This is a genomic window from Sphingopyxis sp. (genome assembly GCF_965227415.1).
In the GTDB taxonomy this organism is placed as follows: Bacteria; Pseudomonadota; Alphaproteobacteria; order Sphingomonadales; family Sphingomonadaceae; genus Sphingopyxis.
The window spans coordinates 3,580,074-3,605,040 of sequence record NZ_OZ245749.1; the positions used below are offsets into that span (position 1 = coordinate 3,580,074).

The following is a 24,967-nucleotide window of genomic DNA, read 5'->3' on the forward strand; positions in this document are numbered from 1 at the left end:
GGCGCGCGGCGATCCCCATCCCTATCTACGCAGGCGATGACGCAATGGGACCGGAAAATCGTCGTGATCGCGCGGCTGAAGGCGAAGCCGCTGCTCGCGGGGCAATTGCTGTGCGCGCTGCTCTTCGCCGGGCTGGCGCTGCGCCAGGGATGGCCGGTGCGCGCCGACGGGGCGGGGCAGGTGGTGCGCAGCATCCTGTTCGGCGATGCGGTGGTGACGGCGGTGCTGCTGGCCGCGGCGTCGGGTTTCTGGACCTGCTTCGCGCTGTGGCGCCAGCGCGACGCATATGTGTTCCACGACGGGGTGCGGCTGTATCGCGGCAGCGCGCTGTCGTGGCCGCTCGGCGCGATCCGCGATGTGGTGACCGAACGCAGCGGCATCGGCCTGACGTCGCTGCGGCTGGTCGTCGACGATGACAGCGAAGTGACGCGGCCGCTGGTGCCGCTGCCGCTGTTGGCCGAGCGGCCCGACGTCGTGCGCGATGCGGTGATGTTCGCTGTCGCGCGAGCGGGGGGCGTGCCGGTTTCGGCGTCGGTGCATTGATGAGCGCGGGGGCCGCGCGGGCAGCGTCCAAAGTTCAGTGAAGTTCAGCCCTATGGTCATCGCGCATCGGCATCGGGCAGCGGCACCGCCAGAGCGTCGGTGACCGCTTCGTCGCGGTCGTCGCGATACCAGGGCGGCAGCGTCCCGTCGCACAGATCGGCAACTTCCAGCGCCACCGCGAGATCGTCCGGCGCCATCAACGCTTCGGGCGCGGCGGGCGGTGCGGGGTGCAGATGGACCAGCGCCTCGGCCACCGGAACGGCGGCGGGGGCGGTGATGCGGTCGGGACCGGCGTCGCGAAACCGGTCGGGGCCATAGGCGCGCAGCAGGAACATCAGTAGCCGGTCGCTTTGACGCAGGCGGCGGCCGACGCGGTGGCCCTCGCGGTCGAACACCGGCTCGTCGGTGCCGACCAGCGCACGTTCGAAGGCCGCGTCGAGCAATTTCTTCGACGCCACGTCGATCGCGGCCGACCAGGCGCGGTCGAACGCCTCCGCCCCCGGCGCACGGCGCAGGCGATAGGCGGAGGATTCGGACATGCCGACCGTCTGCGCGGCGGTGGCGACCGAGCCGGTGTCGGCCAGCGTCTCGATAAAGGCGCGCTGTTTGTCGGGCGACCAGCCGTCCTTGCGGCGCTTTTTCAGCACCGGCACCCAATTGTACGCGGCAGGGTCGTGACCGTGCGCGTCGAGCGCGGGGGCCAGGTCGGGCGAGGGGATGGGGGTGATGTGGCTCATCTGCCAGCTTGGAGCATAGGCGGATAATGTAGGACAGCGGTTTTTGCGGTGGGGTGTGCGAAATAGGATTTTGGGGGGTGCGAGGGGCGGGGATTAGGTTCACGCCTCAGGCGTTCGATCCCTCAAACACTATATCGAATGTTCCCGGCTCCACCTTTGTGCTGCCGCAGAGTGCACCAACGAATTCTCTAACTTCATTGCACAACTCGTTCAGCTTTGCCTCTTTGCAAACAGCGAGCGCAGAAACGCTGGTACCAAACTCCACCTGCAATTGTGCGGATAGTTTCGCGAAAAACTTCTTCCCGCCATGCATGTCGCGAATAGTCTGTCCGGAATCAAGGCGTCGATTTACGACGTCTTCCGCGAGTTCGTTCGCTTTCAAAATCCCTAATTTCTTATCTTTTTCCCGTATTTCTTGTGCAAATCTAAGAACCGTTTCAGATTTAATTTTATCTTCTATTCCGGAAATAATCTTCTCTATTTTTACTTCGATATCCGAAGGATTCGATCCATCTCTATCGCAAATTAGTCTGGAGATAGCTTTTGGAATTATAAAATAGTTCTCAATCTCTTTCTTCCTCCATATTTTCAGTATTAATTTCGAATCGATAGACAAGGATTGATATTTCTTGACCTCGTCCGTAGTCATGTAGTCCCTGTCGAGAAGCAGGGCTGTACGAATGCTGCCGGAAGACGCGTCATAAAGCGCTTTGGAGGCTCCAAGAGCTTCCTTCCAATTAGCTTTTCCTCCGATATCCTGAATTGCCAACCGCGCAAAATGATCAAATTTTTGTGGTCCAAGCTTGTACGCAATATCTGACAGGAATGGTTTGTCATCACCTTCAACTAGAAGGACCAATCCTTGCTGCACAATTTTCGCTAATTGGATGCTATGTAAGCTACCCATTCTTATCAAGCATTCTTGGATTTGCTCAGAGTTAGTAGCAGATTTAGAAATTTTATCTTTCTTTTGTACAACTATTACGTTTGAAAACGGAACGTCTGAAATTATCTCAGACGAATGCGTTGCGATGATGGATTGTTTAAAATCCATCGATTCGATCACTTTAATCAATTTTCTTTGCAAGTCGGCGTGCAGATAGACGTCTGGCTCATCTAGTACGATCGTCGCGGATTTAGATACTCTGGATAAAAACCATGCGGTCTGCATCCAAGCTTGCAAGCCATGGCCATGCCAGGAAATCTCAGAAGTGAATCTACCTTCGCGAATTAATAGCGAAAATTCGTTCCGAGAATGCGGTGCTCAGAGAATCCACGAAAATTGGTAAGGCTAATCGATCGAAGCATTCATTCTCCCTATTTCGCCGCGATCTTTGTCTCAACGAAATTATTGATGCGCTCGCTTCCAGCGTTTTTAGCGAGCGGTATTCTTATTCACACCCTCAAACCGAAAACCCGCCCGAGTTCCGCCGGTTCGAGCTCGCCGCAAGCACCTTCTTGCCTTGCGGCGTCAATGCCCATTTCGCGCCCTGTTTCACCACCAGGCCCAGCGTCACGAGTTCGTCGCGGATCGGGTCGGTGGGGAGTTGGGGGCGGCGGTTCGACAGGCCCTCCAGCGTTGAACGCTGCGGCTGGCTGAGGATCAGGAGTTTCTGTTTTTCGGTCATTTGGTTGGCCTTGATTTATCTGGGTCGCGGCGGGGTGGCGCTTCGTGCCCTCCCCGCTGCGACTAACGGGCAAGCCCGTAAGTCTCGCTGCCCCTCCCTCTTGCGGGAGGGGTTTAAACGTCCGCTTATTCTGCGGCGATGCCGGCTTGTTTGAACATGTCGTCGCCGTCGGTTTCGGCGGTGATGACGGGCGCGCCGTCGTCGTTCGCCTTGGCTTTCTTGCGGTTGTCGAAGCTGGACCAGACATTGTTCCACTCGCCGCGCGTCGCGCCCTTGCTATATTCGGTCGCGCGCGTTTCGAAGAAATTGGCATGCTCGACGCCGTTGAGCAGCGGGGCGAGCCAGGGGAGCGGGTGCTCCTCGATCATGTAGATCGGCGCGAAGCCGAGCTGCCCGAGGCGCCAGTCGGCGATGTAGCGGATATAGCGCTTGATCTCCTTGGGCGTCATGCCGGGGACGGGGCCCTGTTCGAACGCGAGGTCGATGAACGCATCCTCGAGCCGCACCGTTTTCTGGCAGGTGTCGATGATGTCTTCCTTCACCGCCTTGGTCAGGCAGTCGCGTTCCTTGGTGAAGGCGTGGAACAGCTTGATGATGCCTTCGCAGTGCAGGCTCTCGTCGCGGATCGACCAGCTGACGATCTGGCCCATGCCCTTCATCTTGTTGAAGCGCGGGAAGTTCATCAGCATCGCGAAGCTGGCGAAGAGCTGCAAGCCTTCGGTAAAGCCGCCGAACATCGCGAGCGTGCGCGCGATATCCTCGTCATTGTCGACGCCGAACTGCTGCATATAGTCGTGCTTGGCGCGCATCTCGTCATATTCGAGGAACATGCCATACTCGCTTTCGGGCATGCCGATCGTGTCGAGCAGGTGGCTGTAGGCCGCGATGTGCACGGTTTCCATGTTGCTGAACGCGGTCAGCATCATCTTGATTTCGGTCGGCTTGAACACGCGGCCATATTTATCGTGGTAGCAATCCTGCACCTCGATATCGGCCTGGGTGAAGAAGCGGAAAATCTGCGTGAGCAGGTTGCGCTCGTGATCGCTGATCTTTTGCGCCCAGTCGCGGCAATCCTCGCCCAGCGGCACTTCCTCCGGAACCCAGTGGATCTGCTGCTGGCGCTTCCAGAAGTCATAGGCCCACGGATATTCGAAGGGCTTGTAGGTCTTGCGGGCTTCCAGAAGGGGCATTTAGAGTCTCCAGGCTGAATGAGTAGAATAGACGAAATCGGTACCGAGCGCACGCAAATGGTCGAGCGCTTGCGACGCGGATGCAGAGGGCAGGCGGATCATGCGGCCGCGCGCTTTCGGGCCAGCGGCGCAAGGCCGAGCCACCGCAGCAGTCCCAGTCTTTCGAACAGGATGTGCGCCAGCACCGACAGGCCCAGTCCGGCGATCATCCCCGCGCCATAATGCAGCACGGCATCGGTAACGCCGAGCTTGAGCAGGACGATCCGGATGCCCGCTCCGGTAAAGACATGCAGCACGAATATCGTCATCGATCGCTGGCCCAGCCAGACGAAGATATCCTGCCAGCGTCCCGCCGCGAGTTTCGCGAGCGTGAAGGTGCCGACGATGCCGAAAATCCCCGCGATCCGTGCCGGAATCGACGTGTAGCCGTCGGGAATATTCCACACGATGGTGCCCAGCACGATCAGCCCAGCCCAGCTGAGCAGCCACAGCGTGCGGGGCCGCCACCGAAGCAACGCCGCACTGAAGAGCAGGCCCGCCGCGTAAAAGGGAATATAATGAGCGCCCGCGCGAAAGCTCCACCCCGACATCACGAACGACAGCGCGAAGGCGATCGCCGCGGCCGGCGCCAGCAGCTTGCGCGGCACGAACGCCGCGAACAGATGGCAAAGCGCAAGCGCGTAGAGAAACCAGAATTGCTCGACCGGCTTCCACGGAATCGCGAGCAGGTCGTCGAACCCCACGGGATGATTGACCGCGCCGCCCACCGCAAACTTCGCCATCAGCTGAAGGATCGACCAGAGGAAATAGGGATAGACGACGGTCCACAGCTTGGGACGGAGAAAGGCCCATCGCCCGCGTTCCAGCCCGTGCGCGGCGGTTATGCCCGATATCACGAAGAACATCGGCATGTGAAAACAATAGATTATGAAGTTCACATACAGCCAGTTGCCGCCCAGCAGTTCGGCTGCAGCCAGGCCATTCACGATATGGCCGTGCACCATCAGGATAATGCCCAGCCCGCGCGCGACATCCAGCCACTGTTCGCGGTGCCTCGCCTGCTCCACCGGCTTTGCGGGATCGGTCGCGCTGCTCATGGGCGCGCCAAATATCCATCACAGACCATGCTTCGAGACCAAGATTCCGGTCGCATGGTCGGATATGACGCCGATATTCGGCCGCGCACAGAGGTCGCCCGCCCGCAGCGATTCCGGGTGCCGGTTGGTCTTGCTGGCTTGTGGAAGAGGCATGCGTTGCTCCGGTCGCCGATTTGCTGCGCCACGCGGCGCGATCGCGGGTTTTAAAGTCCGACCCTGAAGCGATGCTCTTCGCTCAGGAAAATCACATTGTTCGTATTCTTGCGCCAGTCGAGCAGCGCGTTGCCGTCATAATAATAGGCGTTGAGTCCGATGCGGCCGAGGCGATCGACCAGGGCCTCGTCCGGCGCCTCCATGATCACTGTGGGACGGCAAGTCTCCAGCGTTCGAGCGCCGCCCTGCACCATCAACGATTCCGCGCCCTGCACATCGACCTTGATGACATCGGGCGCAAAACCCAGCGAATCCAATGTCCGCGTCTCCACGTCCACGGCGTCGATCGTCAGCTTTGTCGGGTCGAAACCGGCGAAACGTTCCCGCGTGAACCAGTTTTCCGCTTCTTCGCGCGACAGCGAGGCCAGCCCGTCGTAAATATAGCCGCGATACGTGGGGATATAGAGCGTGAACCGCCCCGCCGTGACCGCCAGCGCATAGCGTTCCACCGTCACGGCCGCATCGCCGGCAAATTTTTCGTCCAGCCGGCCGGCGAGCAGCGGATTGGGCTCGAAGCTGATGATCCGGGCACCAGGGATGGTGCGCTTCAGAGCCTCGATGCTTTGCCCCCAATTGCCGCCGACGTCGAGCGCAAGCGATACATCGCCGATGCGCGACAGCAGATGAAACTCCGGCTCGATGTGCCAGCCAAAGGTCCGGGTCGCGAAATTATACGCTTCGAACTTGAGCGGCCGAATCCACGGCGCGCTGCTTTGCGCCGCACGCAAAAGCGACTTTACGCTCATGCGGCGGCTGTAGCGTGCGCGTTTCGACGGGCTCGCAACATGATCGGGGCGGCCGGCAGACTGCATTTTACTGGCAAGCCAGACACTCGTCATAGTCGGTGGTCTGCAGCTCGTACACCGGCGCCTCGGCGGTGTTGTCGGCCTCGACCCCGCCCGCGAAGCCGGCGCGCTGGACCGATTTGGACCGCAGGTAATAGAGCGATTTGATGCCGAGTTCCCACGCGCGATAGTGGAGCATGAGCAGGTCCCACTTTTCGACATCGGCGGGGATGAACAGGTTCAGCGAGGCCGCCTGATCGATGTATGGCGTGCGGTCGGCGGCGAGTTCGAGCAGCCAGCGCTGGTCGATCTCGAAGCTGGTCTTGTAGCAGTCCTTCTCGTCCTGCGTCAGGAAGTCGAGGTGCTGGACGCTGCCGCCGCGTTCGAGGATCGTGTTCCACACGGCGTCGCTGTTCTTCGCCTTGTCGACGAGCAATGCTTCGAGGTGCGGGTTGCGGATCGAGAAGCTGCCCGAGAGCGTCTTGTGCGTATAGATGTTCGCCGGGATCGGCTCGATGCACGCGCTGGTACCGCCGCAGATGATGCTGATCGACGCGGTCGGCGCGATTGCCATCTTGCAGCTGAAGCGTTCCATCACGCCCTGATCGGCCGCGTCGGGGCAGGGGCCGCGTTCCTTGGCGAGCAGCATCGACGCCTGGTCGACCTGCGCGCGGATATGCTTGAAGACGCGCAGGTTCGACGATTTCGCCATCGCGCCTTCGAAGGGCAGGCCGCGCGCCTGAAGGAAGCTGTGAAAGCCCATCACGCCAAGGCCGACCGAGCGTTCGCGGCTGGCGCTGTATTTGGCGCGCGCCATTTCGGGCGGCGCGCGGTCGATATAATCCTGCAGGACATTGTCGAGCATGCGCATCACGTCTTCGATGAAGAGCTTGTCGCCGTTCCACTCGTCCCAGGTTTCGAGGTTGAGCGACGAGAGGCAGCAGACCGCGGTGCGATCATTGCCGAGATGGTCGCGGCCGGTGGGCAGCGTGATTTCGCTGCAGAGGTTCGAGGTGGTGACCTTGAGGCCCAGGTCGCGGTGATGCTTGGGCATCATGCGGTTCACCTGGTCGATGAAGATGATGTAGGGCTCGCCGGTCGCGAGGCGCGTCTCGACGAGCTTCTGGAACAGGCTGCGCGCGTCGACGGTGCCGCGGACGCTCTGGTCCTTGGGGCTGCGCAGATCGAATTCCTTGCCGTCGCGGACGGCTTCCATGAACTCGTCGGTGATGAGGACGCCGTGGTGAAGGTTGAGCGCCTTGCGGTTGAAATCGCCCGAGGGTTTGCGGACCTCGAGAAACTCCTCGATCTCGGGATGCGAGACGTCGAGATAGCAGGCGGCCGAGCCGCGGCGGAGCGAACCCTGCGAGATCGCGAGCGTCAGGCTGTCCATCACGCGGACGAAGGGGATGATGCCGCTGGTCTTGCCGTTGAGGCCGACGGGTTCGCCGATGCCGCGCACCGCGCCCCAATAGGTGCCGATGCCGCCGCCGCGGCTCGCGAGCCAGACATTCTCGTTCCACGTGCCGACGATGCCCTCGAGGCTGTCGTCGACCGAGTTGAGGTAGCAGCTGATCGGCAGGCCGCGGCCGGTGCCGCCGTTCGAGAGAACGGGCGTGGCGGGCATGAACCACAGTTTCGAGATATAGTCGTACAGGCGCTGGGCGTGATCCTGATCGTCGGCATAGGCGTCGGCGACGCGCGCGAAGAGGTCCTGATAGGATTCGCCGGGAAGCAGATAGCGGTCTTCGAGCGTTTCCTTGCCGAAATCGGTGAGCAGCGAATCGCGGCTGCGATCGACGACGATATCGAATCGGCGCGCATGCACTTTTGCCTCGCCCGAATCATTGAGCTTCGCTGCCGAATCCACCGGCGCCTCGCTCTTCGATTCGGAAGCGGCCGGAGCCTCGGTCTTCGTCAGTTCCACCGTCGCCACGTCGCTCGTCTCCACCCGTTCCGTCTCACGAAAATCCATCTAGCTCGCCCCCGAATTGCCACGCGCCAATGACGCGTATGTTCCTGTCTTGTTCGACTCGAGACGAAGCCCCGGTCTTAGCATCTAATCATCCGTCCGGGGGACATATTTTTGGGCGCAAAAAGCTCTTTCCCGTGTCCATATGGGATGGACGACGGAAATCCGCCACTTTTGGCCAAACACTATTTCTTGGGGCCCCCCATTGGCTTACCCACCACCTATAGTGCCACGTCTGTGCCGGGACGCAAGACGGTAAATGACAGTTCGGCGACTCGGTTCGTCGATATTTTGATTCGTCTCGTCGCTTGTCGGGGGCGCCGTTCGGCACGATCGCGCGCATTTCCGCGGGCCTTGGCCCGATGCATCATCGAGCCGAAAAAAATGCCGCTCCGCAGGCGGCATATCGGGGCTTACGGCAGGCAAAGAAAAAGGGCCCCAGACGATGTCCGGAGCCCCTTTGAATTCTATTCCCGATTAGGCCGAAGCGCCGCCGTTACCGACGCCGCCACCGCCCAGGAATTTCCAAAACCAACCCATTTCAGATCTCCTGTGGTCACTGTCTACGCAGGACAGTTAACGGAGCATATACCTTAATAAACAAGGTAAATCGAGTCTTAACTATAAATCCCTGCGACAATTGCCGCCACTTTGGCTGTTAGGCGGATCGGCTGTGGGAAGAGGAGGTGAGGTTCTGTTGCAGCTCTGAAAATAGCTGGGGTTTTCCAAGCAGATAACCCTGGCCGACGTCGCAGCCCAATTGTTCGAGCAGCGCAAGTGTCGGTGCATCTTCAATGCCTTCGGCGACGGCGACGGCACCCAGGCGATGCGCGAGGTCGATCGTCGATTTGACAACTTCGAGGTTCCGCTGCGAATCGCGCATCGTCATCACGAATCGTTTGTCGATCTTGATTTCGTCGGCCTCGATCTCGGTCAGATATTCGAGATTCGACTGGCCGGTGCCATAATCGTCGATCGACAGGCGAACCCCGGCGCGGCGGAGCTGCGCCAGCGTCTGGCGCGCCTGGCTGCTGTTTTCGATCTGCGCGGTTTCCGTGATCTCGATCGTCAGCAGTTCGGGCCGCAGATGATGCGCCGTGAGCATGACGCGGATCGTCCCGACAAGGTCGCTATGGTCGAGCAAAGTCGCCGACAGGTTCACTGACATGTGAATATTGTGGCCCTGCGCGTGGAGCTGCGCCGCCGAACGGATCGCCTGGTCCATCACGAACAGGGTCAGGCGATAGATGTCCTGACTCTTTTCGGCCTGGACGATGAATTCGTCGGGCGGAATCGGGCCGCGCGTCGGGTGCGTCCAGCGCACGAGCGCCTCGACCCCGATCAGCTCGCGCGAGGAAATCTGGTACTGCGGCTGGAACGCGACCCAGATATCGCCGCCCGTCAACGCATCTTCGAGCTGCGAGTGGAAAGAGAGCTGCCAGCCCGCGTCGTCCTTTTCGCGCGGCGCATATTTGGTCCACAGCGTGCGGGTGCGGATCGATTTTTCCGCCGCGACGAGCGCTGCGGCGAGGCGCTGTGCGTTCGAGCCTTCGAATTCGTCGTTGACGCCGAACGCGATCGCGACGTCGACACGCAGTTCGCCGATCGTCAGCGGCGCGTTGAACAGCGCGGCGAGCCCCGCCAGCTGCCCCTCGATCTGGCTGTGCTGGTAATAGGGCACGAGCCACGCGAAGGTGCCGTCGAGATCATGATGCAAGATGGTGCCCTGCGACGCGAGCTGGAGGCGGCGGGTGACCTGTTCGACGAGTTTGCCGATCCCGTCGCCGGGGATGAACGCGGCGAGATCCTCGAAATTGACGACCTTGGCAGCGATCACGGTCGCGCTGGCGAACGGCGGCTGGCTGCGCAGCGCCTCGAAATTCGGCAGCCCCGAAACGGGGTTTTCATGCTGCGCCGACCGGCGGCCGCGGGTGCGCGATACGTTGGTGCCGATCGCTGCGACCAGGAAGCAGGCGCTGCCGATCGACAGGCTGACCAGCGAGATCATCAGGACGAGCTTGACGGCGATCAGCGCGCCGATCGTCGATACCGCGGCGACGGTGAACCAGCGGGCGCGCCGGAACAGCATGGCGGTCAGCATCGCCAGCGATGCCACGATAAAGCCGGGAAGCCAGCCGATATCGACGGGCACGCCGCGTTTCAGCGTTTCGGCCCCGATCAGATGGATGAAAGCCCCCGGCACGCGGTTGTTGCCGGGAAGATAGTGGGTATCCTGGAACGTTGCCGACGTTGCTGCGAAAATCACGTCCTTGCCCGCAAGCTCGCGGCTGCCGACCTTTCCCGACATCACGTCGCTCGCGCTGTAGGTGGTGATGGTGTCGACGTTGTACGAATAGTCGAGCGCATAGACCCCCCGCGCTGTGCGGAGGGCGGTTGGCGAGCTCCGACGAGAAGCTGGGGATCAGCCGGCCCCCGATGTCGAAGGCGAGCGGAATGCGCCACACCTGCCAGAATTCATATTTCCATCCGATGGTGGCGACCCGCGCGTCGGCGCCAAAGGCCCGCCCCGGAAAATTGGCCAGCGCGATCCGGTCTCCCGGCGTCAACTTCGCCGATGCGGCCAGCACGATCCGGTCCTTCATCCGCTTGACCGCGCCGGTCAGCAGCGGCAGGTCGCGGTCGTTCTGGCGCCGTTCGTAGGTGAAGTCGACGAACAGCCGCCGGGCGCGGGCGCGGTCGACCGCGTCGATGACGCGTGCGTGCTGAGCGGCGGAAAAATCGCCGCGCGAGGCCTGGGCCATGGTCTTGTCGTCGAGCGCGACGACGACGATCTCGCCCGACACGGGCCGCCATGCCAGCCGGCCGACCGCCGCTTCGATCACGCGATCGATCGGTTCGGCGACCGACGACAGGCCCGCCGCCACGCTGAGCAGAAGCGACAGGCAGATCGTTCGCCAACTGATAATCAGGGTCTTGGCCGTGATGGGCACGCACGTCTCCGCCAGATTGCGTCGACGTTCCTAGATTCAGATGGTTAGCATCGCGTTAATCATGAACGGAATCTTGCCGCCGCCCATGCACGGGCGGCAGGATTTCCGCGGGGTTCAGGCGAAGGACGGCAGCGGCGCGAGCGCCGCGTCGCCGGCCAGCGCCGCGGCGGCGAGGCCCGTCGCCGCAGGAACGATCTGTTCCAGATAGAAGCGCGTCGAGACGAGCTTTGCCTCCAGAAAGGCGCAGTCGCCTTCGCCACTTTCGAGCCCGGCCTTCGCCGCCTGATGCTCGATTCCCATCAGCCAGCCGCAGGTCGCGGTCGAGAGCATGGTGAGATAGGGATAGCTGCCCGCAAGCCGGTCACCGACGGTCGCCTGTTCGAGCCAGTCGGTGACATGGCGGCAGGCCTCGGCCAGTTCGGCGAGCGTGGGATACTCGGCGGCGCCGCGCGCGATGTCGTCGATCAGGCCGCGCACGCCGTCACCGCCCGCCAGGCCGAGCTTGCGGCCGACGAGGTCGGCGGCCTGGATGCCGTTGGTGCCTTCGTAAATGGGGGCGATGCGTGCATCGCGGTAATGCTGCGCGGCGCCGGTTTCCTCGATGAAGCCCATGCCGCCATGCACTTGCACGCCCAGGCTGGCGACTTCGCAGCCGATGTCGGTCGCATGCGCCTTGGCGAGCGGGATCAGCACTTCGGCGCGCAGGGCCGCGCGCTCGTCGCCCAGCTTGCCGAAGTCGGTCTGCGCCGATGCGTAATAGATCAGCGCACGCGCCGCCTCGGTTTGCGCGCGCATCCGCCACAACATGCGGCGGACGTCGGGATGCTGGTCGATCGTCACCAGCGTGCGGTCGGCGCTGCCCGCGAGCGACGACTGGATGCGCTCGGCGGCGAAGCGCTGTGCCTGTTGCGTCGCGCGCTCGGCGATCTGGACGCCCTGACAGCCGACCATCAGGCGCGCGTTGTTCATCATCACGAACATGGCGCGCATGCCGCCCATTTCGGCGCCGACGATTTCGCCGAGGCAATCTTCGCCCTCGCCATAGACCATCACCGCAGTCGGCGATCCGTGGATGCCGAGCTTGTGCTCGATCGAGGCGCAGTGGACGCCGTTGCCGATCGTCGGATTGCCGTCGGCGTCGAGGCGATATTTGGGGACGAGGAACAGCGAGATGCCGCGCGTGCCCTCGGGCGCGCCGGCGGTGCGGGCGAGGACGAGGTGGACGATATTGTCGGTGAGGTCATGCTCGCCGAAGGTGATGAAGATCTTTTGGCCCTTGATCCGGTAAAGGCCGGCATGCTCGCCCTCGGTCACCTTCTCGGCGGTCGAGCGGAGCGCGCCGACGTCGCTGCCCGCGCTCGGCTCGGTCAGGTTCATCGTGCCGTTCCACGCGCCGTTGACCAGCTTCGGCAGCCAGGTCTGGCGCTGGTCCTCGGTGCCATAGGCCATCAGCGCGTGGATCGCGCCCGCGGTCAGGATCGGGCAGAGCGTGAAGCCCATGTTCGCGGTGCCGAGCGCCTCGATCACCACGGCGGCGAGCGTGAAGGGCAGGTCCTGTCCGCCATATTCGCCAGGGCCATCGAGGCTGCCCCAGCCCGCGTCGACAAACTGTTGATACGCGTCCTTGAATCCGGGGGGCATGGTGACCTTGCCATTGTCCCACTGGGGGTTGGTCACGTCGCCGACGCGGTTGAGCGGCGCATAGACCTCAGCCGCGAACTCGCCGATGCCGGTGACGATCGCCTCGACCATGTCGGGGGTCGCGGCGGCATATTTGTCGTGCGCCGCCATCGCGTCGATGCGCGCGATATGGTCGAGGACGAAAAGCTGTTCGGTGGTGGGCGGCGTATAGGACATAGCGGGTCAGTATCCCTTGGCTCACTTTGCTGGTGAATATCGTTGCGCGGGCGCTATAGCGCGGCATGGCCGACGGTCAAACGCGCATGACAACCGATATCCGCCGCTTTGGTGCGGAGGCAATAGCGCGCGCCGGGGGGCTGATCGGGGAGGGTCAACCGGTCGCGGTGCCGACCGAGACCGTCTATGGGCTTGCTGCCGATGCGCGCAATGCCGCGGCGGTGGCGCGGATTTATGCCGCCAAGGGCCGGCCCGACTTCAACCCGTTGATCGTCCATGTCCCCGATCTGGCGGCCGCCGAAGCGCTGGGCGTGTTCGGCGAGGTCGAGCGAGCGCTGGCGGCGCGTTTCTGGCCGGGGCCATTGACGCTGGTGGTGCCGCGCACCTCCGATTGTCCAGTCGCGAGCATCGCGACCGCGGGGCTCGATACGATCGCGCTACGCGTGCCGGGGCACCGCGCGATGCAGGCTCTGCTGGCAGAGACGGGCGCGCCGCTGGCGGCGCCCAGCGCCAATGCGAGCGGCGGGGTCAGCCCGACGAAGGCCGAGCATGTGCTGGCAAGCCTCGACGGGCGGATCGCGCTCGTGATCGACGACGGCCCGACGACGGCGGGCGTGGAGTCAACGATCATGCGGGTGCGGGACGGCGCGGTCGAGGTGCTGCGGCCCGGTCCGGTGACGGCCGAGAGGCTGGGCGAGGCGAGCGGGCTGCCGGTGACGGGCGTGAAGGGGGCGGATATCGTCGCGCCGGGGATGCTCGCGAGCCATTATGCGCCGGGCAAGCCGGTGCGGCTGGGCGCCGACGCTTTTGCCGGCGATGAATATGCGATCGGCTTTGGCGCGGTGGCGGGAGAGTATCAGCTCAGCGCGCGCGGCGATTTGACCGAGGCGGCGGCGCGGCTTTTCGATGCGCTGCATGCGGGGGCAGCGAGCGCGAAGCCAAGGATCGCGGTGGCGGCGATCCCGCGCGAGGGGCTGGGCGCTGCGATCAACGACAGGCTTTCGCGCGCCGCGGTGTGATGTCCTGGCGTGAATCTGTTCTTAAGCCGCCGCCGGCTCGACCGGGTCGCCGTGCGGGGTCTTCCTTGCAACGATCAGGCAGGCGAGGACGATCAGCAGGGCGCCGGCGATGGTCGGCCAGGTCACGGGCTCGTCATAGAAATACCAGCCGAACAGCATCGCCCACAGGAACCCCGTATATTCGGTCGTCGCCAGAATCTGGGCCTCGGCGCGGGCGTAGGCCCAGCTCAGGAGGAGCAGCGACAGCGTCGCCAGGATCGCGGCGCCGGTGATCGCGGGCGCATGGTCGAGCCCGGGCACGGCGAGGAACCACGGCGCGCCGAATGCCAGGAAGAGCGTCACGAAAAAATTCTGGAAGAACGCGATCTCCATCGGCTCGGCCATCTTGGCCTGCCGCCGCGCGAGGATGAGGTTGTACGCATAGAGCATCGCCGAAAAGAAGACCGCGCCGACCGCCCACAAGGCCTCGGGCGCATAATCGCCGCGGCCCAGCTTGCCCGCAACGATCACGATCACGCCGATCAGCCCCAGCAGCGATGCGGCGATCGAGCGCGGGCCGATCTTCTCGCCCAGGAAGAGCGCGGCCATATAGAGCGTCATCAGCGGAGCGACGAACGCGAGCGCGATCGCCTCGGCCATCGGCAGCCGTGCAAGCGCCCAGAAGAAGGTGATCGCCATCCCGGCAACGAACAAGGCGCGCCAGGCGTGGATGCGCAGCGTCGGCCGGTCGGGCATCGCGGGGCGCATCGCCAGATAGGCAAGCCCGCTGATCAGCGTCCCGGTGCCGGTACGCCACAGCACGGCGTTATACGCGCCGATGTCGATCGACAGCCCCTTCATCAGCACGTCCATCGCCGAAAAGGTCGCAATGCCGGCGCAGGCGATCAGGAACGGGATGACGGGGGAGGCCGAATCGGGACGCATGCGGCGGCTGTAGCGGAGGGCTCCGGGCTTGCACAATGAAACCAAGGCGCGCAGCATTGCGGCGGGTCACGGGGAGGGAGCGGGACATGACGAAGCCGAGCAAATTCGCGCATGTCGTCTATATGACGCGGCGCTATGACGAGATGATCGCCTGGTACCTGAAGGTGTTTCAGGCCGAGGTCGTGCACCAGGATCCGGCGCTTGCCTTCCTGACCTATGACGACGAGCACCACCGCTTCGCCTTCGCCAACCTCGAACTGCTCAAGCCCGGCGGCGATGGCGGGCGCGGCGACGTCGGCGTCAATCATGTCGCCTATACGTTCGCCAGCGCGGGCGATCTGATGACGGTCTACAAGCGGCTGAAGGCCGACGGGATCACGCCCTATTGGCCGATCCATCACGGGACGACGCTGTCGCTCTATTATGCCGATCCCGACGGCAACCGCATGGAGTTCCAGGTCGACCATGGCACGGTCGCCGATGCCGTCGCTTACATGAAGAGCGACGCGTTCGGCGGCAATCCGATCGGGATCGAATATGATCCCGAAGCGCTGCTCGCACGCTATGAAGCGGGCGCGAGCGAGGCCGAGCTGATGGCGATGCCAGACGGGCCGCCGTCGGGGATTCCAGTCGAGCATGGGATGATTTGAGGTTTTGAACCTCCTCAGCGCGAACGGCGAAGGGCGTTTGGCTTGCGCTATCTGAACGTCGCCATCCCCGCGCCGTCGATGTTGAGCTTTTGCCCCGAGCAATAGGGGTTGGCGTCGCTGACGAACCAGACGACCGCCGCGGCGACGTCGTCGGGGAGCGGGACGCGGCCGAAGGGGAATTTGGCGTCGAGGTGGTGGATGTCGTCCTGTCCGGTGATCGCGCGCGCCAGCTTGTCGCCCATGTCGCTGACGGTCAGCGACGGCGCGACGATGTTGACGCGGACGCCGTTCTTCATCTCCTCCTTTGCCAGCGTCAGCGCGAGTGCCTCGCCCGCGGCCTTGCCCATACTATAGGGCGCGCCGTTGGCGCTGTGGCTCAGCGTTGCGATGCTGGAAATGACGATGATATCGCTGCGCCGATGGGTGCGCAGCTGCGGCAAGGCGAGACGGCTGACGCGGTGCGGGCCGAGCGCGTGAGTCGCGATCACGCGTTCGAGTTCGTCGGGATCGGTGTCGGCGACGCGCTTGCCGCGGCTGGCGATACCGGCGTTGTTGATCAGGATCGACATCGGCCCGAAGTCGGCTTCGATCGCGGCGATCATCGCGGCGCAGGCGGCCTCGTCGGTGACCGACGCCCGATAGGCTTTTGCCTTGCGCCCCAGGGCCTCGATGGCGGCGACGGTCTCGGCCGCCGCCTCTTCGTCGCGGGTATAGTTCACCGCGATGTCGGCGCCGGCGCTGGCCAGCGCGAGCGCGATGCCGCGGCCGATGCCGCGCGACGCGCCGGTGACGAGCGCCGTGCGGCCCGTCAGGTTCATCCCGGTCATATCTCTCTCCCTATCCGATCAGTTCATCATAGATGGCATCGTCGCTGCGGCTTGCGGCGTTGCGCCATTTCGGCGCGGCCTTGCGGTTGAGGACATGCCCGTCGGCGTCGAGCACCGCGACGGTCGGCGTGCCCTTGATCCGGAAGCCGAAGCGTTCGGGGACTTCGGGATGTTTTCCGCGACCCGCGACGTGCGGCATGCCGATATCGGCATAGACGATCTCGTACCGCGCGCGGACGGGCTCAAAACGATCGGTCGCGATCAGGTTCGCAAGCCAGGCGCTGTCGTGGCAATTGTTGGTGCCCATCACGAGCAGCACGCGCTTGCCTGAGATTTTCGCCGCGGCGAGCGCCGCATCGATGGCCATCGTCGGGTCGGCGGCGGGGTCGAAGGCGCCGGTCTTGTACGGCTCGGCGACGCCGACGATGGTGCGTGGTTCGCTGGCGGCTGTCGCCGAGAGCGGGAGCAGCGCGGCGGCAAGGGCGAGGGCGATTTTGCGGGTCATGGCGCGACGATAGGTTTTGCATGACGTTTCCGTCAACGTCAGTTAGCTTTCTATTCATGAGCTGGAAAAAAGAGACAGACGAACTCGCGGCTCGGCGCGCGATGGCCGAGAAGATGGGCGGGGAAGAAAAGGTCGCGCGGCAACACAGCCGCGGCAAGATGGACGCGCGGGCGCGGCTCGCGGGAATCGTCGACGCCGGCAGCTTTCGCGAGATCGGCAAGATCGCCGGGCGCGGCAAATATGGCGCCGATGGCGCGCTGGAAGATCTGGCCGCGAGCAATTTCATCTTCGGACGCGCGAACATCGACGGTCGGCCGGTCGTCGCCTCGGCCGACGATTTCACCGTGCGCGGCGGGGCGGCCGATGCGGCGCTGCACCGCAAATTCGTCCAGTGCGAGGCGATGGCGCATGAATATCGCCTGCCGCTGATCCGCATGATCGACGGCACCGGCGGCGGCGGTTCGGTGAAAACGCTCGAGGATATGGGCTATACCTATATCCCGCATGTGCCGGGCTGGCACGAGATCATCGCGAACCTCGACACGGTGCCGGTGGTGGCGCTGGCGCTGGGGCCGACCGCGGGACTGGGCGCGGCGCGGGTCGTCGCGAGCCATTACAGCATCATGGTACGCAGCCTGTCGCAATTGTTCGCGGCGGGGCCGGCGGTCGCAGCGGCGATCGGCGATACATTGGACCGCGAGGAGCTGGGCGGCAGCGATGTTCATACGCGCAACGGCGTCGTCGACGACGAGGTAGCGAGCGAGGCCGAAGCCTTTGCGGCGGCGCGGCGGTTCCTGTCGTACATGCCGTCGTCGATCCATGACCGGGCGCTCCGCACGCCGTGCAGCGACCCGGTCGACCGGCGCGAGGAAAGCCTGTTGTCGGCGGTGCCGCGCGAGGCGAAGCAGGTCTATGCCATGCGGCGTATCGCCGACGCGGTGTTCGACAAGGACAGCTTTTTCGAAATGGGCGCGCGCTGGGGGCGGGCGGTGATCACGGCGTTCGCGCGGCTCGACGGCTATCCGGTTGCGGTGCTCGCCAGCGATCCGTCGTATCTTGGCGGATCGTGGGACGCGAAGACGAGCGAGAAGGCCGAGCGTTTCGTGAAGATGGCCGACCAGTTCCGGCTGCCGATCGTTCACCTCGTCGACAATCCGGGATTCATGATCGGCGGCGAGGCCGAGCGGACGGGGACGATCCGTTATGGGGTGCAGGCGATGAACGCGATCTATCGCGCGACGGTGCCGCTGGCGTCGGTCGTCGTGCGGCGCGCCTATGGCATCGCGGGAAGCGCAATGTCGAACGCCGAGCGGTTCCAGTATCGGTTTGCCTGGCCGTCGGGCGACTGGGGCAGCCTGCCGATCGAGGGCGGGGTCGAGGTGGCTTACAAGAGCGAACTGGAGGCGGCCGAGGACCCGGCGGCGCATCTGGAGGCGATCCGCGAGCGGTTGAACCGCGTGCGCTCGCCGTTCCGGACGGCAGAGAAATTCGGGGTCGAGGATATCATCGACCCCAGGGATACGCGGCCCTTGCTGTGCGAGTTTGCCGAGCTGGCGTGGCGGGTGCTGAAATAGCTGACCCCCCTCCCGCTTGCGAGAGGGGATGACGAAGCGAGGGAGGGGGACGGGCCGATGACCGCCGCGCGCCATTATGGCATGGACTGGCTCCGCATCGGGGCGTTCGGCCTGCTGATCCTCTATCACATCGGCATGTATTTCGTGCCGTGGGACTGGCATGTGAAGATCGTCCCGACGATCGACTGGGTCGCGATCCCGATGCTCGCGACAAAGGGCTGGCGGCTCGCGTTGCTGTTCCTCGTGTCGGGCTATGCGAGCGCGGCGCTGGTTGCCAAGCTGGGCGGAGCGGGCGCGTTTGCGAAGTCGCGGAGCGCGCGGCTGCTGATCCCTTTGCTGTTCGGGATGGTCTTCATCATCCCGCCGCAGCCGTGGATCGAACTGGTCGGGCAGCACGGCTATCCCCACGGCTATCTGCATTTCTGGCTGCGCGATTATTTCGGATTTCAGTTTCTGGACGGGATCGCGCTGCCGACGTGGCAACATCTGTGGTTCGTGGTCTATCTGTGGGTTTATACGATGCTGGCGGCGGTTCTGCTCGCGGTCGTGCCTGCCGATACACGCGCTAGGGTTGCCGACGGCGCGGTGCGGTTGGTGCGCGGATGGGGGTTGATGATCGTCCCGATGCTTTGGTGGCTCGCCGTTTATGGCGCCTTTCCCGATCATGACGAGACGCACGCGCTGTTCGACGACGGGCCGTCGCACCTTCACTATCTGATGGGGTTCGGGATCGGCTGGCTGCTCCGCGTCCGGCCGATATTGTTCGAGGCGGTCGCGCGCTGCTGGAAAGTCGCGGCCGTGCTCGCCCTGGTCGCCTTCGCCCCGATCGCGTGGGTCGAGTGGACATGGCCGGGGAATACGCCCGCGCCCGATTGGGTCTTTCCGCCCTATCACATCGCGCGGCAGGTGCAGGGGTGGGCGACGATCGTCGCGCTTCTCGGGATCGCCGATCGATACTGGAACCGCGACCACCCGCGGCGCGCGATGCTCGCCGAGGCGGTGTTTCCCTTTTACATCATCCATCAGACGATCATCGTCGTCGTCGGCTGGTATCTGTTGAAAGGGCCTGTCGCCCCTCTGCCGTCGTTCCTGATCCTGGTTGCGGCGACGACATCGGGATGCTGGCTATTCTACAGGATCGGGCGCACCATCGGCTGGCTGCGGCCGCTGATCGGATTGCAGCGTAACTAGAAGGGGGAGAGGATATGGGCGCATTGAAAGGCCTGATGGCCATCGTCGGCGTTGCGGCGATCCTGATGGGGGGGCTGTGGATATTGCAGGGGCTCGACATCGTGCGCTGGCCGGCAAGCAGCTTCATGCTGGGCGACATCACCTGGACGCGGAATGGCACGGTGCTGGCGGTGGTCGGCGTGGTCCTGATCTGGTTCGCGCGGAAACGATAAATTCGACTACAAATGTAGTTGACCTGTATTGTTTGTGTGATACACCGTGGCCGATCCGGGGATGGATTGGAGCCTGTATGATTCGTTCTTCGCGTCTTTTGCCCGGCCTGCTGATGGCGGCGGCCATGATCGCGGCACCCGTTCTAGCGCCCCCGCCGGCGTTCGCCGCCGACCAGGTGAGCGGCGAGGTGAGCGGCGACGTCATCGCCGAGACATATGCGGCGCTGCTCGAGCGCGACTATGTCTATCCCGAAACCGGCAAGCGCTATGCCGAGGCGCTGCGCGCGGGCATCGCGGCGGGGCGCTATGCGAAGCTGAGTGGCGAGGCGCTGGGCGAGGCGATCGACAGCGACGTGCGCGCAGTGTCGCCCGATGGGCATTTGCGGCTGCGCACCCCCGAAAACGCCGCCCCCGGCACGCCGGTCGCACCCGGCGCCGCGGTGCCGGCAAAGCGTCCGCCGAAGGTGCCCGTCGAACAGGCGGGCTGGATTGCGCCCGGTATCGCCTTCGTCCGCTTCAACGTCTTTCCCGACGATGCCGCAGTGACCGCCGAGGCGGCGAAATTCATGGCCGACCATGCCGATGCCAAGGCGATCATCTTTGACATTCGCACCCACAATGGCGGCGGGCTCGACCAGATGGACGTGATCTTTCCCTGGTTGTTCGCCGAGCCGACGCGGCTGGTGACGATGGCGACGCGCGCGTCGGTCGACGCCGAGGGCGGCTCGCCGATCGACGGCATCGCGTCGATGCGGATCGCGAAGGGCGACGCCGGGATGGTGACGCGCGAGCATTGGGCGACGCCGAACGCCGACAAGCGCCTGAAGAGTGCGAAAGTCTATGTGCTGACGTCGGGCGCGAGCGCGTCGGCGGCGGAGCATTTCGCGCTGGCGATGAAGCATACGCATCGCGGCGTGCTGATCGGCGCGCCGACCGCGGGCGCCAATCATTTCGGGCGCGGGGACGATCTGGGCGGCGGCTATTCGGCGTTCATTCCCGTCGGCCGCACCTATGATCCGGCGACCGGCAAGGATTGGGAAGGCGATGGCGTACAGCCCGACATTGCCGTGCCGCCGGCCGAAGCGCTGGAGCGGGCGCTGACCGAGCTTGGGGTGTCGCCGACGGAAGCGAAGGCGCTTTCCGATGCGCATATGCCAAGCTGGCCGATGGAACGGCGGCGGCCGCGCACGGTGAAATAGGCAGGCCAGGCCAACTATCCTCCTTCGTCATGCCGAACGCGATCCGGCATCCCGGTTTGCAGCGCTGAAGAAGCGGGACCCCGGATCGGGTCCGGGGTGACGAAGTTAGGAACCCGCGAGCTTCGTCAGCGCATCGCCATCGACTCGCATCACGGTCCATTCGTCCATCAGCTTGGCGCCGAGACTCTGGTAGAAACCGATCGACGGGGTGTTCCAGTCGAGCACCCACCATTCGAGTCGCGCGCAATCGCGCTCGATACACAGCTTCGCGAGATGCGCGAGCAAAGCCTTGCCGAGCCCCGATCCGCGCGCTTCGGGGCGGACGAACAGATCCTCCAGATAGAGGCCGGGCCGCCCCTCGAAGGTCGAGAAATTGTGGAAGAAGAGTGCGAAGCCCTGCGCCGTGCCATCGATCTCGCCGATCACGACTTCGGCATAGGGCCGCGGGCCGAACAGGTTCGCGCCAAGCTTTGCCTCGTCGAAGCGGACGTCGTGCGCGAGCTTTTCATAGTCGGCGAGGTCGCGGATGAACTGCGCGATCAACGGCAGGTCGGCGGGCGTGGCGGAGCGGATGGTAAGAGTCACGCGATGATCCTGCTAATGGCCGGCAAATGGAGACGTCGCTGCGCTTTTAGCGATGCCGGTGCGATGGGCAATGGCGCTTGCCCTTACAATGGCCATCCGGCGCCCCATATCAAAGACATGCCGCTGGACCAGGCCGCGACGCAACGCGGCAGGACAACTGTCGGGCATTGTCTCCTATCGATCAAAATGACTTTGGTTGGGTTTTCCGGGACAGGAAAATGATCGCGATTCCGGAAGGCTGACAGCCCGGATCGGCGATCCGAAAGGCATGCCTTCATGATCGGCTATTTCATCCTTCTCCACCGCTTTCCCGAACAGTTCAAACGCATGTTCCGCGCCATCTATGCGCCGGGCAACAGCTATGTGATCCATCTCGACAAAAGCTCGGGCCCCGAATTCGCCGCCGACATCACCGCGTTCTTGAAACCCTATCAGGGGGTGGCGATCATCGAATCGAAAAAGGCGCTGTGGGGCGGATACAGCCTGGTCGATGCCGAGCTGCGCGGCATGGCCAAATTGCTCAAGATGAATCGCAGCTGGACGCATTATATCAACCTCAGCGGTCAGGATTTCCCGCTGAAGTCCCAGACCTATATACGCGCCTTCCTGCGCGCCAATCCGCGCCGCCAGTTCGTTCGCGCGCTCGATCAGCAAGCGGTTCGGCCCGACACGATGAACCGCGTCAGCCATATGTTCGTCGAGGCGCTGGGGCGGATGTTCCGCACCGGCCTGCCGCGGCGGTTCCTGAAAGACGCGACGCCCTATATCGGGACGCAGTGGAAAGCGGTGACGCGCAGTTTCTGCCATTTCGCGGTGCACGATCCGCGCGCCGACCGCTTCAAGACATTCTATCGCCGCAGCTTCATTCCCGACGAAGCCTTTTTCCAGACGCTTATGATGAACAGTCGCGGGCAGGGCGAAGTGATGAACGACGACCTGCGCACGATCGACTGGGTGCCCGATGGCGACATCAAGCTGCGGCCGCGCACTTTCGGGACCGCCGATGCCCTGCGCCTGATCCTGAGTCCCGACCTGTTTGCGCGGAAGTTCGACGAGAGCGAGGATGCGGTGATTTTCGATCTCCTCGAAGCGCATCTGAAGACGCCGGCGGCGAATCTCTATGTCGCGGAAGCGGCCGTGCGGCCGCAGGACCGGACGCTGGAAGCGGTATAACCTGGCAAAGCGGGTGCGCTAGTTCGCGCCCGCTTCACCCCTGCGGCGCGCGAAGAGTATCGCGAGCGCGGCGATGACGAGCGCGGGCTGGCCGATCACGGCCGGGGCGTCGGCCCAGAAGGTCGCCGGGCCGCAGATGCCGGCGGCGACTTCATAGATATGGAACGCGCCGTGCAGCGCCAGCCACAGCCCGCCGACGACCGCGGCGCGCCAGCGACGGATCGGGTGCGCGGCGGCATAGAGCAGGATCAGCCCCGAGCCGAGATAGGCGAGGCCGATGTCGCGGATGAAATGCGCGTTGGGCGGGCCGGTGGTGACGACCGTCGGCACGAACACATACCAGTCGAGCGGCTTGACCAGCATGAAGGCGCCATTGGCAATCGTCGTGACCGCGGCAATCAGCAGCAGCAACTGGACGAGGCGGTCGAGCGCGTCATATTTTTGCGGCATCATTTTTCTCCCCGATCCGGACCGCTTGAACCTTCAGTCCCCTGGTTCGCCGATCCGCACGATCCGGCCGACTTCGAGTTCGTCGATCCTGAGTTTGCGGATGCGCGCCTTGCCGATGCGGAGGCGGCCGATCGCGAGAGCGCCGACCGCGAACGCGCCGAGCGCAAAGGCGCCGATCGCGAGCGCTGCGACGCTTCCCGATCCGAGTGTTGCAGTGCCGGTTGCCGACGCGCCGGTCGCGACCGCCTTGCGCGCGACGCGAGGTTCGACGACGATGTCGGCCTTGGTCTTCACGCTGCCTTGCCGTGCAGCGTATCCATGCTCACCGAACTGCCCGCGTCGATCTCTGCGGCTTTTGCTTCGACCAGCTTGACGATGTGCTGGATCATGTCGGCGTCTTCGACATGGTGATCGGTGACGCCCGAGAGAAAGACCATATGCTTGCCGTTGCCGCCGCCGGTGATGCCGATGTCGGTTTCGCGCGCCTCGCCCGGACCGTTGACGACGCAGCCGAGGACCGAGAGCGACATCGGGGTCTTGATGTGGCCGAGCGCTTCCTCGAGCGCCTGGACGGTGCGGATGACATCGAAGCCCTGGCGCGCGCAGCTGGGGCACGACACGACGCGGACGCCGCGGGTGCGCAGGCCGAGCGACTTCAGGATTTCATAACCGACGCGCACTTCCTCTTCGGGTTCGGCCGACAGGCTGACGCGGATCGTGTCGCCGATGCCGGCCCACAGCAGGTTGCCGATACCGAGCGCCGATTTGACGGTGCCGCCGATCAGGCCGCCAGCCTCGGTAATGCCGAGATGGAGCGGGCAATCGACCGCGTCGGCGAGCTGCGCGTAGGCGGCGACGGCAAGGAAGACGTCGCTGGCCTTCACCGCGACCTTATAGTCGTGGAAATCATGGTCCTGGAGCAGCTTGATATGGTCGAGCGCGCTTTCGACGAGCGCTTCGGGGCAGGGCTCGCCATATTTTTCGAGCAGGTCTTTCTCGAGGCTGCCCGCGTTGACGCCAATACGGATCGCGCACCCGTTCGCTTTCGCGGCGCGGACGACTTCGCCGACGCGCTCCGACGAGCCGATGTTGCCGGGGTTGATGCGCAGGCACGCGGCGCCGGCGTCGGCGGCTTCCAATGCGCGCTTATAATGGAAGTGGATATCGGCGATGATCGGGATACGCGCCGCGCGCACGATCTTGCCGAGCGCGGCGGTCGAATCGGTGTCGGGGCACGACACGCGGATCAGATCGGCGCCGGCTTCCTCGCAGCGGCGAATCTGGTCGATCGTCGCGACTGCGTCGCTGGTCAGCGTGTTGGTCATCGTCTGGACGGTGATCGGCGCGCCGCCGCCGACCGGAACAGCGCCGACCATGATCTGTCGACTGGTCCGCCGCGCGATGTCGCGCCAGGGACGCAGGCCGGGGTTGTGATCGCTCATATGACTGCCCGCAAGAAGGGAGATATCCGCCGCTCTTTAGCCGCGCCGCGCGCACTTGGCAAAGCGCAAGCGCGGCCTATCGCGCTGTTGCCTGAAAGACACAGTCGGTAATCTATTCGCAGCGAAGCTGTAATTTTCGTTTGTGCGATGCAGCAAAATCGGCAATTTTTGCATCGTTCGTCGCGACATGCCCGTGCAGAGGTGTGAGCCACGCACGGCAGGCTGGGACGATCCGGTTTATTT

25 protein-coding genes are annotated in these 24,967 nt (G+C 63.9%); 8 read left to right on the forward strand and 17 right to left on the reverse strand.

Annotated elements, in window-relative coordinates:
• The first annotated feature begins 36 nt into the window (after positions 1 to 36).
• On the forward strand, positions 37 to 543 hold the full coding sequence (locus tag ACO055_RS17445; RefSeq protein WP_422060105.1) for a hypothetical protein: 507 nt from the start codon (positions 37 to 39) through the stop codon (positions 541 to 543).
• Positions 544 to 599: 56 nt separating this feature from the next.
• Here ACO055_RS17445 and ACO055_RS17450 read toward each other — a convergent pair whose 3' ends face one another.
• The 10 genes from ACO055_RS17450 to ACO055_RS17495 all read right to left on the reverse strand — a co-directional run bounded on the left by ACO055_RS17450 (position 600) and on the right by ACO055_RS17495 (position 12,973).
• On the reverse strand, positions 600 to 1,280 hold the full coding sequence (locus tag ACO055_RS17450; RefSeq protein ID WP_422060106.1) for a hypothetical protein: 681 nt from the start codon (positions 1,278 to 1,280) through the stop codon (positions 600 to 602).
• Positions 1,281 to 1,386: 106 nt separating this feature from the next.
• Positions 1,387 to 2,451, reverse strand: a complete 1,065-nt coding sequence (locus ACO055_RS17455; protein WP_422060107.1) for an AAA family ATPase — start codon at positions 2,449 to 2,451, stop codon at positions 1,387 to 1,389.
• A 232-nt stretch (positions 2,452 to 2,683) separates the two neighbouring features.
• Positions 2,684 to 2,908, reverse strand: coding sequence for a hypothetical protein (locus ACO055_RS17460; protein ID WP_422060108.1), 225 nt, complete (start codon positions 2,906 to 2,908; stop codon positions 2,684 to 2,686).
• Positions 2,909 to 3,033: 125 nt separating this feature from the next.
• On the reverse strand, positions 3,034 to 4,098 hold the full coding sequence (locus tag ACO055_RS17465; protein ID WP_422060109.1) for a ribonucleotide-diphosphate reductase subunit beta: 1,065 nt from the start codon (positions 4,096 to 4,098) through the stop codon (positions 3,034 to 3,036).
• Between the two features lie 98 nt (positions 4,099 to 4,196).
• Positions 4,197 to 5,195 (reverse strand): acyltransferase family protein, encoded by a 999-nt coding sequence (locus tag ACO055_RS17470; RefSeq protein WP_422060110.1) that lies wholly within the window; start codon positions 5,193 to 5,195, stop codon positions 4,197 to 4,199.
• Between the two features lie 203 nt (positions 5,196 to 5,398).
• Positions 5,399 to 6,220 (reverse strand): FkbM family methyltransferase, encoded by an 822-nt coding sequence (locus ACO055_RS17475; protein WP_422060111.1) that lies wholly within the window; start codon positions 6,218 to 6,220, stop codon positions 5,399 to 5,401.
• Between the two features lies 1 nt (position 6,221).
• On the reverse strand, positions 6,222 to 8,168 hold the full coding sequence (locus tag ACO055_RS17480; RefSeq protein WP_422060112.1) for a ribonucleoside-diphosphate reductase subunit alpha: 1,947 nt from the start codon (positions 8,166 to 8,168) through the stop codon (positions 6,222 to 6,224).
• A gap of 655 nt (positions 8,169 to 8,823) precedes the next feature.
• Positions 8,824 to 10,173 (reverse strand): EAL domain-containing protein, encoded by a 1,350-nt coding sequence (locus ACO055_RS17485; RefSeq protein WP_422062491.1) that lies wholly within the window; start codon positions 10,171 to 10,173, stop codon positions 8,824 to 8,826.
• Complete coding sequence (locus ACO055_RS17490) at positions 10,070 to 11,116, reverse strand: CHASE2 domain-containing protein (RefSeq protein ID WP_422060114.1); 1,047 nt, start codon at positions 11,114 to 11,116, stop codon at positions 10,070 to 10,072. Before ACO055_RS17490 ends, ACO055_RS17485 begins: the two co-directional genes overlap by 104 nt.
• 114 nt (positions 11,117 to 11,230) lie before the next feature.
• A complete protein-coding gene (locus tag ACO055_RS17495) occupies positions 11,231 to 12,973 on the reverse strand; it encodes an acyl-CoA dehydrogenase (RefSeq protein WP_422060115.1) in 1,743 nt (580 codons plus the stop codon).
• Positions 12,974 to 13,059: 86 nt separating this feature from the next.
• On the opposite strand from ACO055_RS17495, the gene ACO055_RS17500 reads away from it, so the two are divergent.
• Positions 13,060 to 13,992, forward strand: coding sequence for an L-threonylcarbamoyladenylate synthase (locus ACO055_RS17500; RefSeq protein ID WP_422060116.1), 933 nt, complete (start codon positions 13,060 to 13,062; stop codon positions 13,990 to 13,992).
• A 21-nt stretch (positions 13,993 to 14,013) separates the two neighbouring features.
• On the opposite strand, the gene ACO055_RS17505 is transcribed toward ACO055_RS17500, so the two are convergent.
• Entirely contained in the window at positions 14,014 to 14,916 is a 903-nt protein-coding gene (locus ACO055_RS17505; RefSeq protein WP_422060117.1) for a DMT family transporter, read from the reverse strand.
• An 86-nt stretch (positions 14,917 to 15,002) separates the two neighbouring features.
• Between ACO055_RS17505 and ACO055_RS17510 the strand changes: the two genes are divergently transcribed.
• Positions 15,003 to 15,566 carry a VOC family protein gene (locus ACO055_RS17510; RefSeq protein ID WP_422060118.1) on the forward strand — a complete coding sequence of 188 codons (564 nt, stop codon included), beginning with the start codon at positions 15,003 to 15,005 and terminating at the stop codon, positions 15,564 to 15,566.
• 47 nt (positions 15,567 to 15,613) lie between these two features.
• Here the strand turns inward: ACO055_RS17510 and ACO055_RS17515 are convergent, their stop codons facing one another.
• Both ACO055_RS17515 and ACO055_RS17520 read right to left on the reverse strand, forming a co-directional pair.
• Positions 15,614 to 16,393, reverse strand: coding sequence for an SDR family NAD(P)-dependent oxidoreductase (locus ACO055_RS17515; RefSeq protein WP_422060119.1), 780 nt, complete (start codon positions 16,391 to 16,393; stop codon positions 15,614 to 15,616).
• Positions 16,394 to 16,403: 10 nt separating this feature from the next.
• On the reverse strand, positions 16,404 to 16,898 hold the full coding sequence (locus ACO055_RS17520) for a thioredoxin family protein (RefSeq protein WP_422060120.1): 495 nt from the start codon (positions 16,896 to 16,898) through the stop codon (positions 16,404 to 16,406).
• 56 nt (positions 16,899 to 16,954) lie between these two features.
• Between ACO055_RS17520 and ACO055_RS17525 the strand changes: the two genes are divergently transcribed.
• The 4 genes from ACO055_RS17525 to ACO055_RS17540 all read left to right on the forward strand — a co-directional run bounded on the left by ACO055_RS17525 (position 16,955) and on the right by ACO055_RS17540 (position 21,074).
• Positions 16,955 to 18,472: an acyl-CoA carboxylase subunit beta gene (locus ACO055_RS17525; protein WP_422060121.1), complete on the forward strand. Its 1,518-nt coding sequence runs from the start codon at positions 16,955 to 16,957 to the stop codon at positions 18,470 to 18,472.
• 57 nt (positions 18,473 to 18,529) lie between these two features.
• Entirely contained in the window at positions 18,530 to 19,663 is a 1,134-nt protein-coding gene (locus ACO055_RS17530) for an acyltransferase family protein (RefSeq protein WP_422060122.1), read from the forward strand.
• Between the two features lie 14 nt (positions 19,664 to 19,677).
• On the forward strand, positions 19,678 to 19,875 hold the full coding sequence (locus ACO055_RS17535) for a hypothetical protein (RefSeq protein WP_422060123.1): 198 nt from the start codon (positions 19,678 to 19,680) through the stop codon (positions 19,873 to 19,875).
• A 77-nt stretch (positions 19,876 to 19,952) separates the two neighbouring features.
• The gene (locus ACO055_RS17540) at positions 19,953 to 21,074 is read left to right on the forward strand and encodes a S41 family peptidase (RefSeq protein WP_422060124.1); all 1,122 of its coding nucleotides are present in this window, start codon (positions 19,953 to 19,955) and stop codon (positions 21,072 to 21,074) included.
• Positions 21,075 to 21,179: 105 nt separating this feature from the next.
• On the opposite strand, the gene ACO055_RS17545 is transcribed toward ACO055_RS17540, so the two are convergent.
• The gene (locus tag ACO055_RS17545) at positions 21,180 to 21,659 is read right to left on the reverse strand and encodes a GNAT family N-acetyltransferase (RefSeq protein ID WP_422060125.1); all 480 of its coding nucleotides are present in this window, start codon (positions 21,657 to 21,659) and stop codon (positions 21,180 to 21,182) included.
• A gap of 276 nt (positions 21,660 to 21,935) precedes the next feature.
• On the opposite strand from ACO055_RS17545, the gene ACO055_RS17550 reads away from it, so the two are divergent.
• Positions 21,936 to 22,832 (forward strand): beta-1,6-N-acetylglucosaminyltransferase, encoded by an 897-nt coding sequence (locus tag ACO055_RS17550; RefSeq protein WP_422060126.1) that lies wholly within the window; start codon positions 21,936 to 21,938, stop codon positions 22,830 to 22,832.
• A gap of 18 nt (positions 22,833 to 22,850) precedes the next feature.
• On the opposite strand, the gene ACO055_RS17555 is transcribed toward ACO055_RS17550, so the two are convergent.
• Genes ACO055_RS17555 through ispG form a run of 3 tightly spaced genes read right to left on the reverse strand, consistent with a single transcriptional unit; the run spans position 22,851 to position 24,724 of the window.
• Complete coding sequence (locus ACO055_RS17555) at positions 22,851 to 23,285, reverse strand: hypothetical protein (RefSeq protein ID WP_422060127.1); 435 nt, start codon at positions 23,283 to 23,285, stop codon at positions 22,851 to 22,853.
• 30 nt (positions 23,286 to 23,315) lie between these two features.
• On the reverse strand, positions 23,316 to 23,576 hold the full coding sequence (locus tag ACO055_RS17560; protein ID WP_422060128.1) for a hypothetical protein: 261 nt from the start codon (positions 23,574 to 23,576) through the stop codon (positions 23,316 to 23,318).
• Positions 23,573 to 24,724, reverse strand: coding sequence for a flavodoxin-dependent (E)-4-hydroxy-3-methylbut-2-enyl-diphosphate synthase (gene ispG / locus ACO055_RS17565; RefSeq protein WP_422060129.1), 1,152 nt, complete (start codon positions 24,722 to 24,724; stop codon positions 23,573 to 23,575). The genes ACO055_RS17560 and ispG overlap by 4 nt, the downstream gene beginning before the upstream one ends.
• Positions 24,725 to 24,967 lie beyond the last annotated feature (243 nt).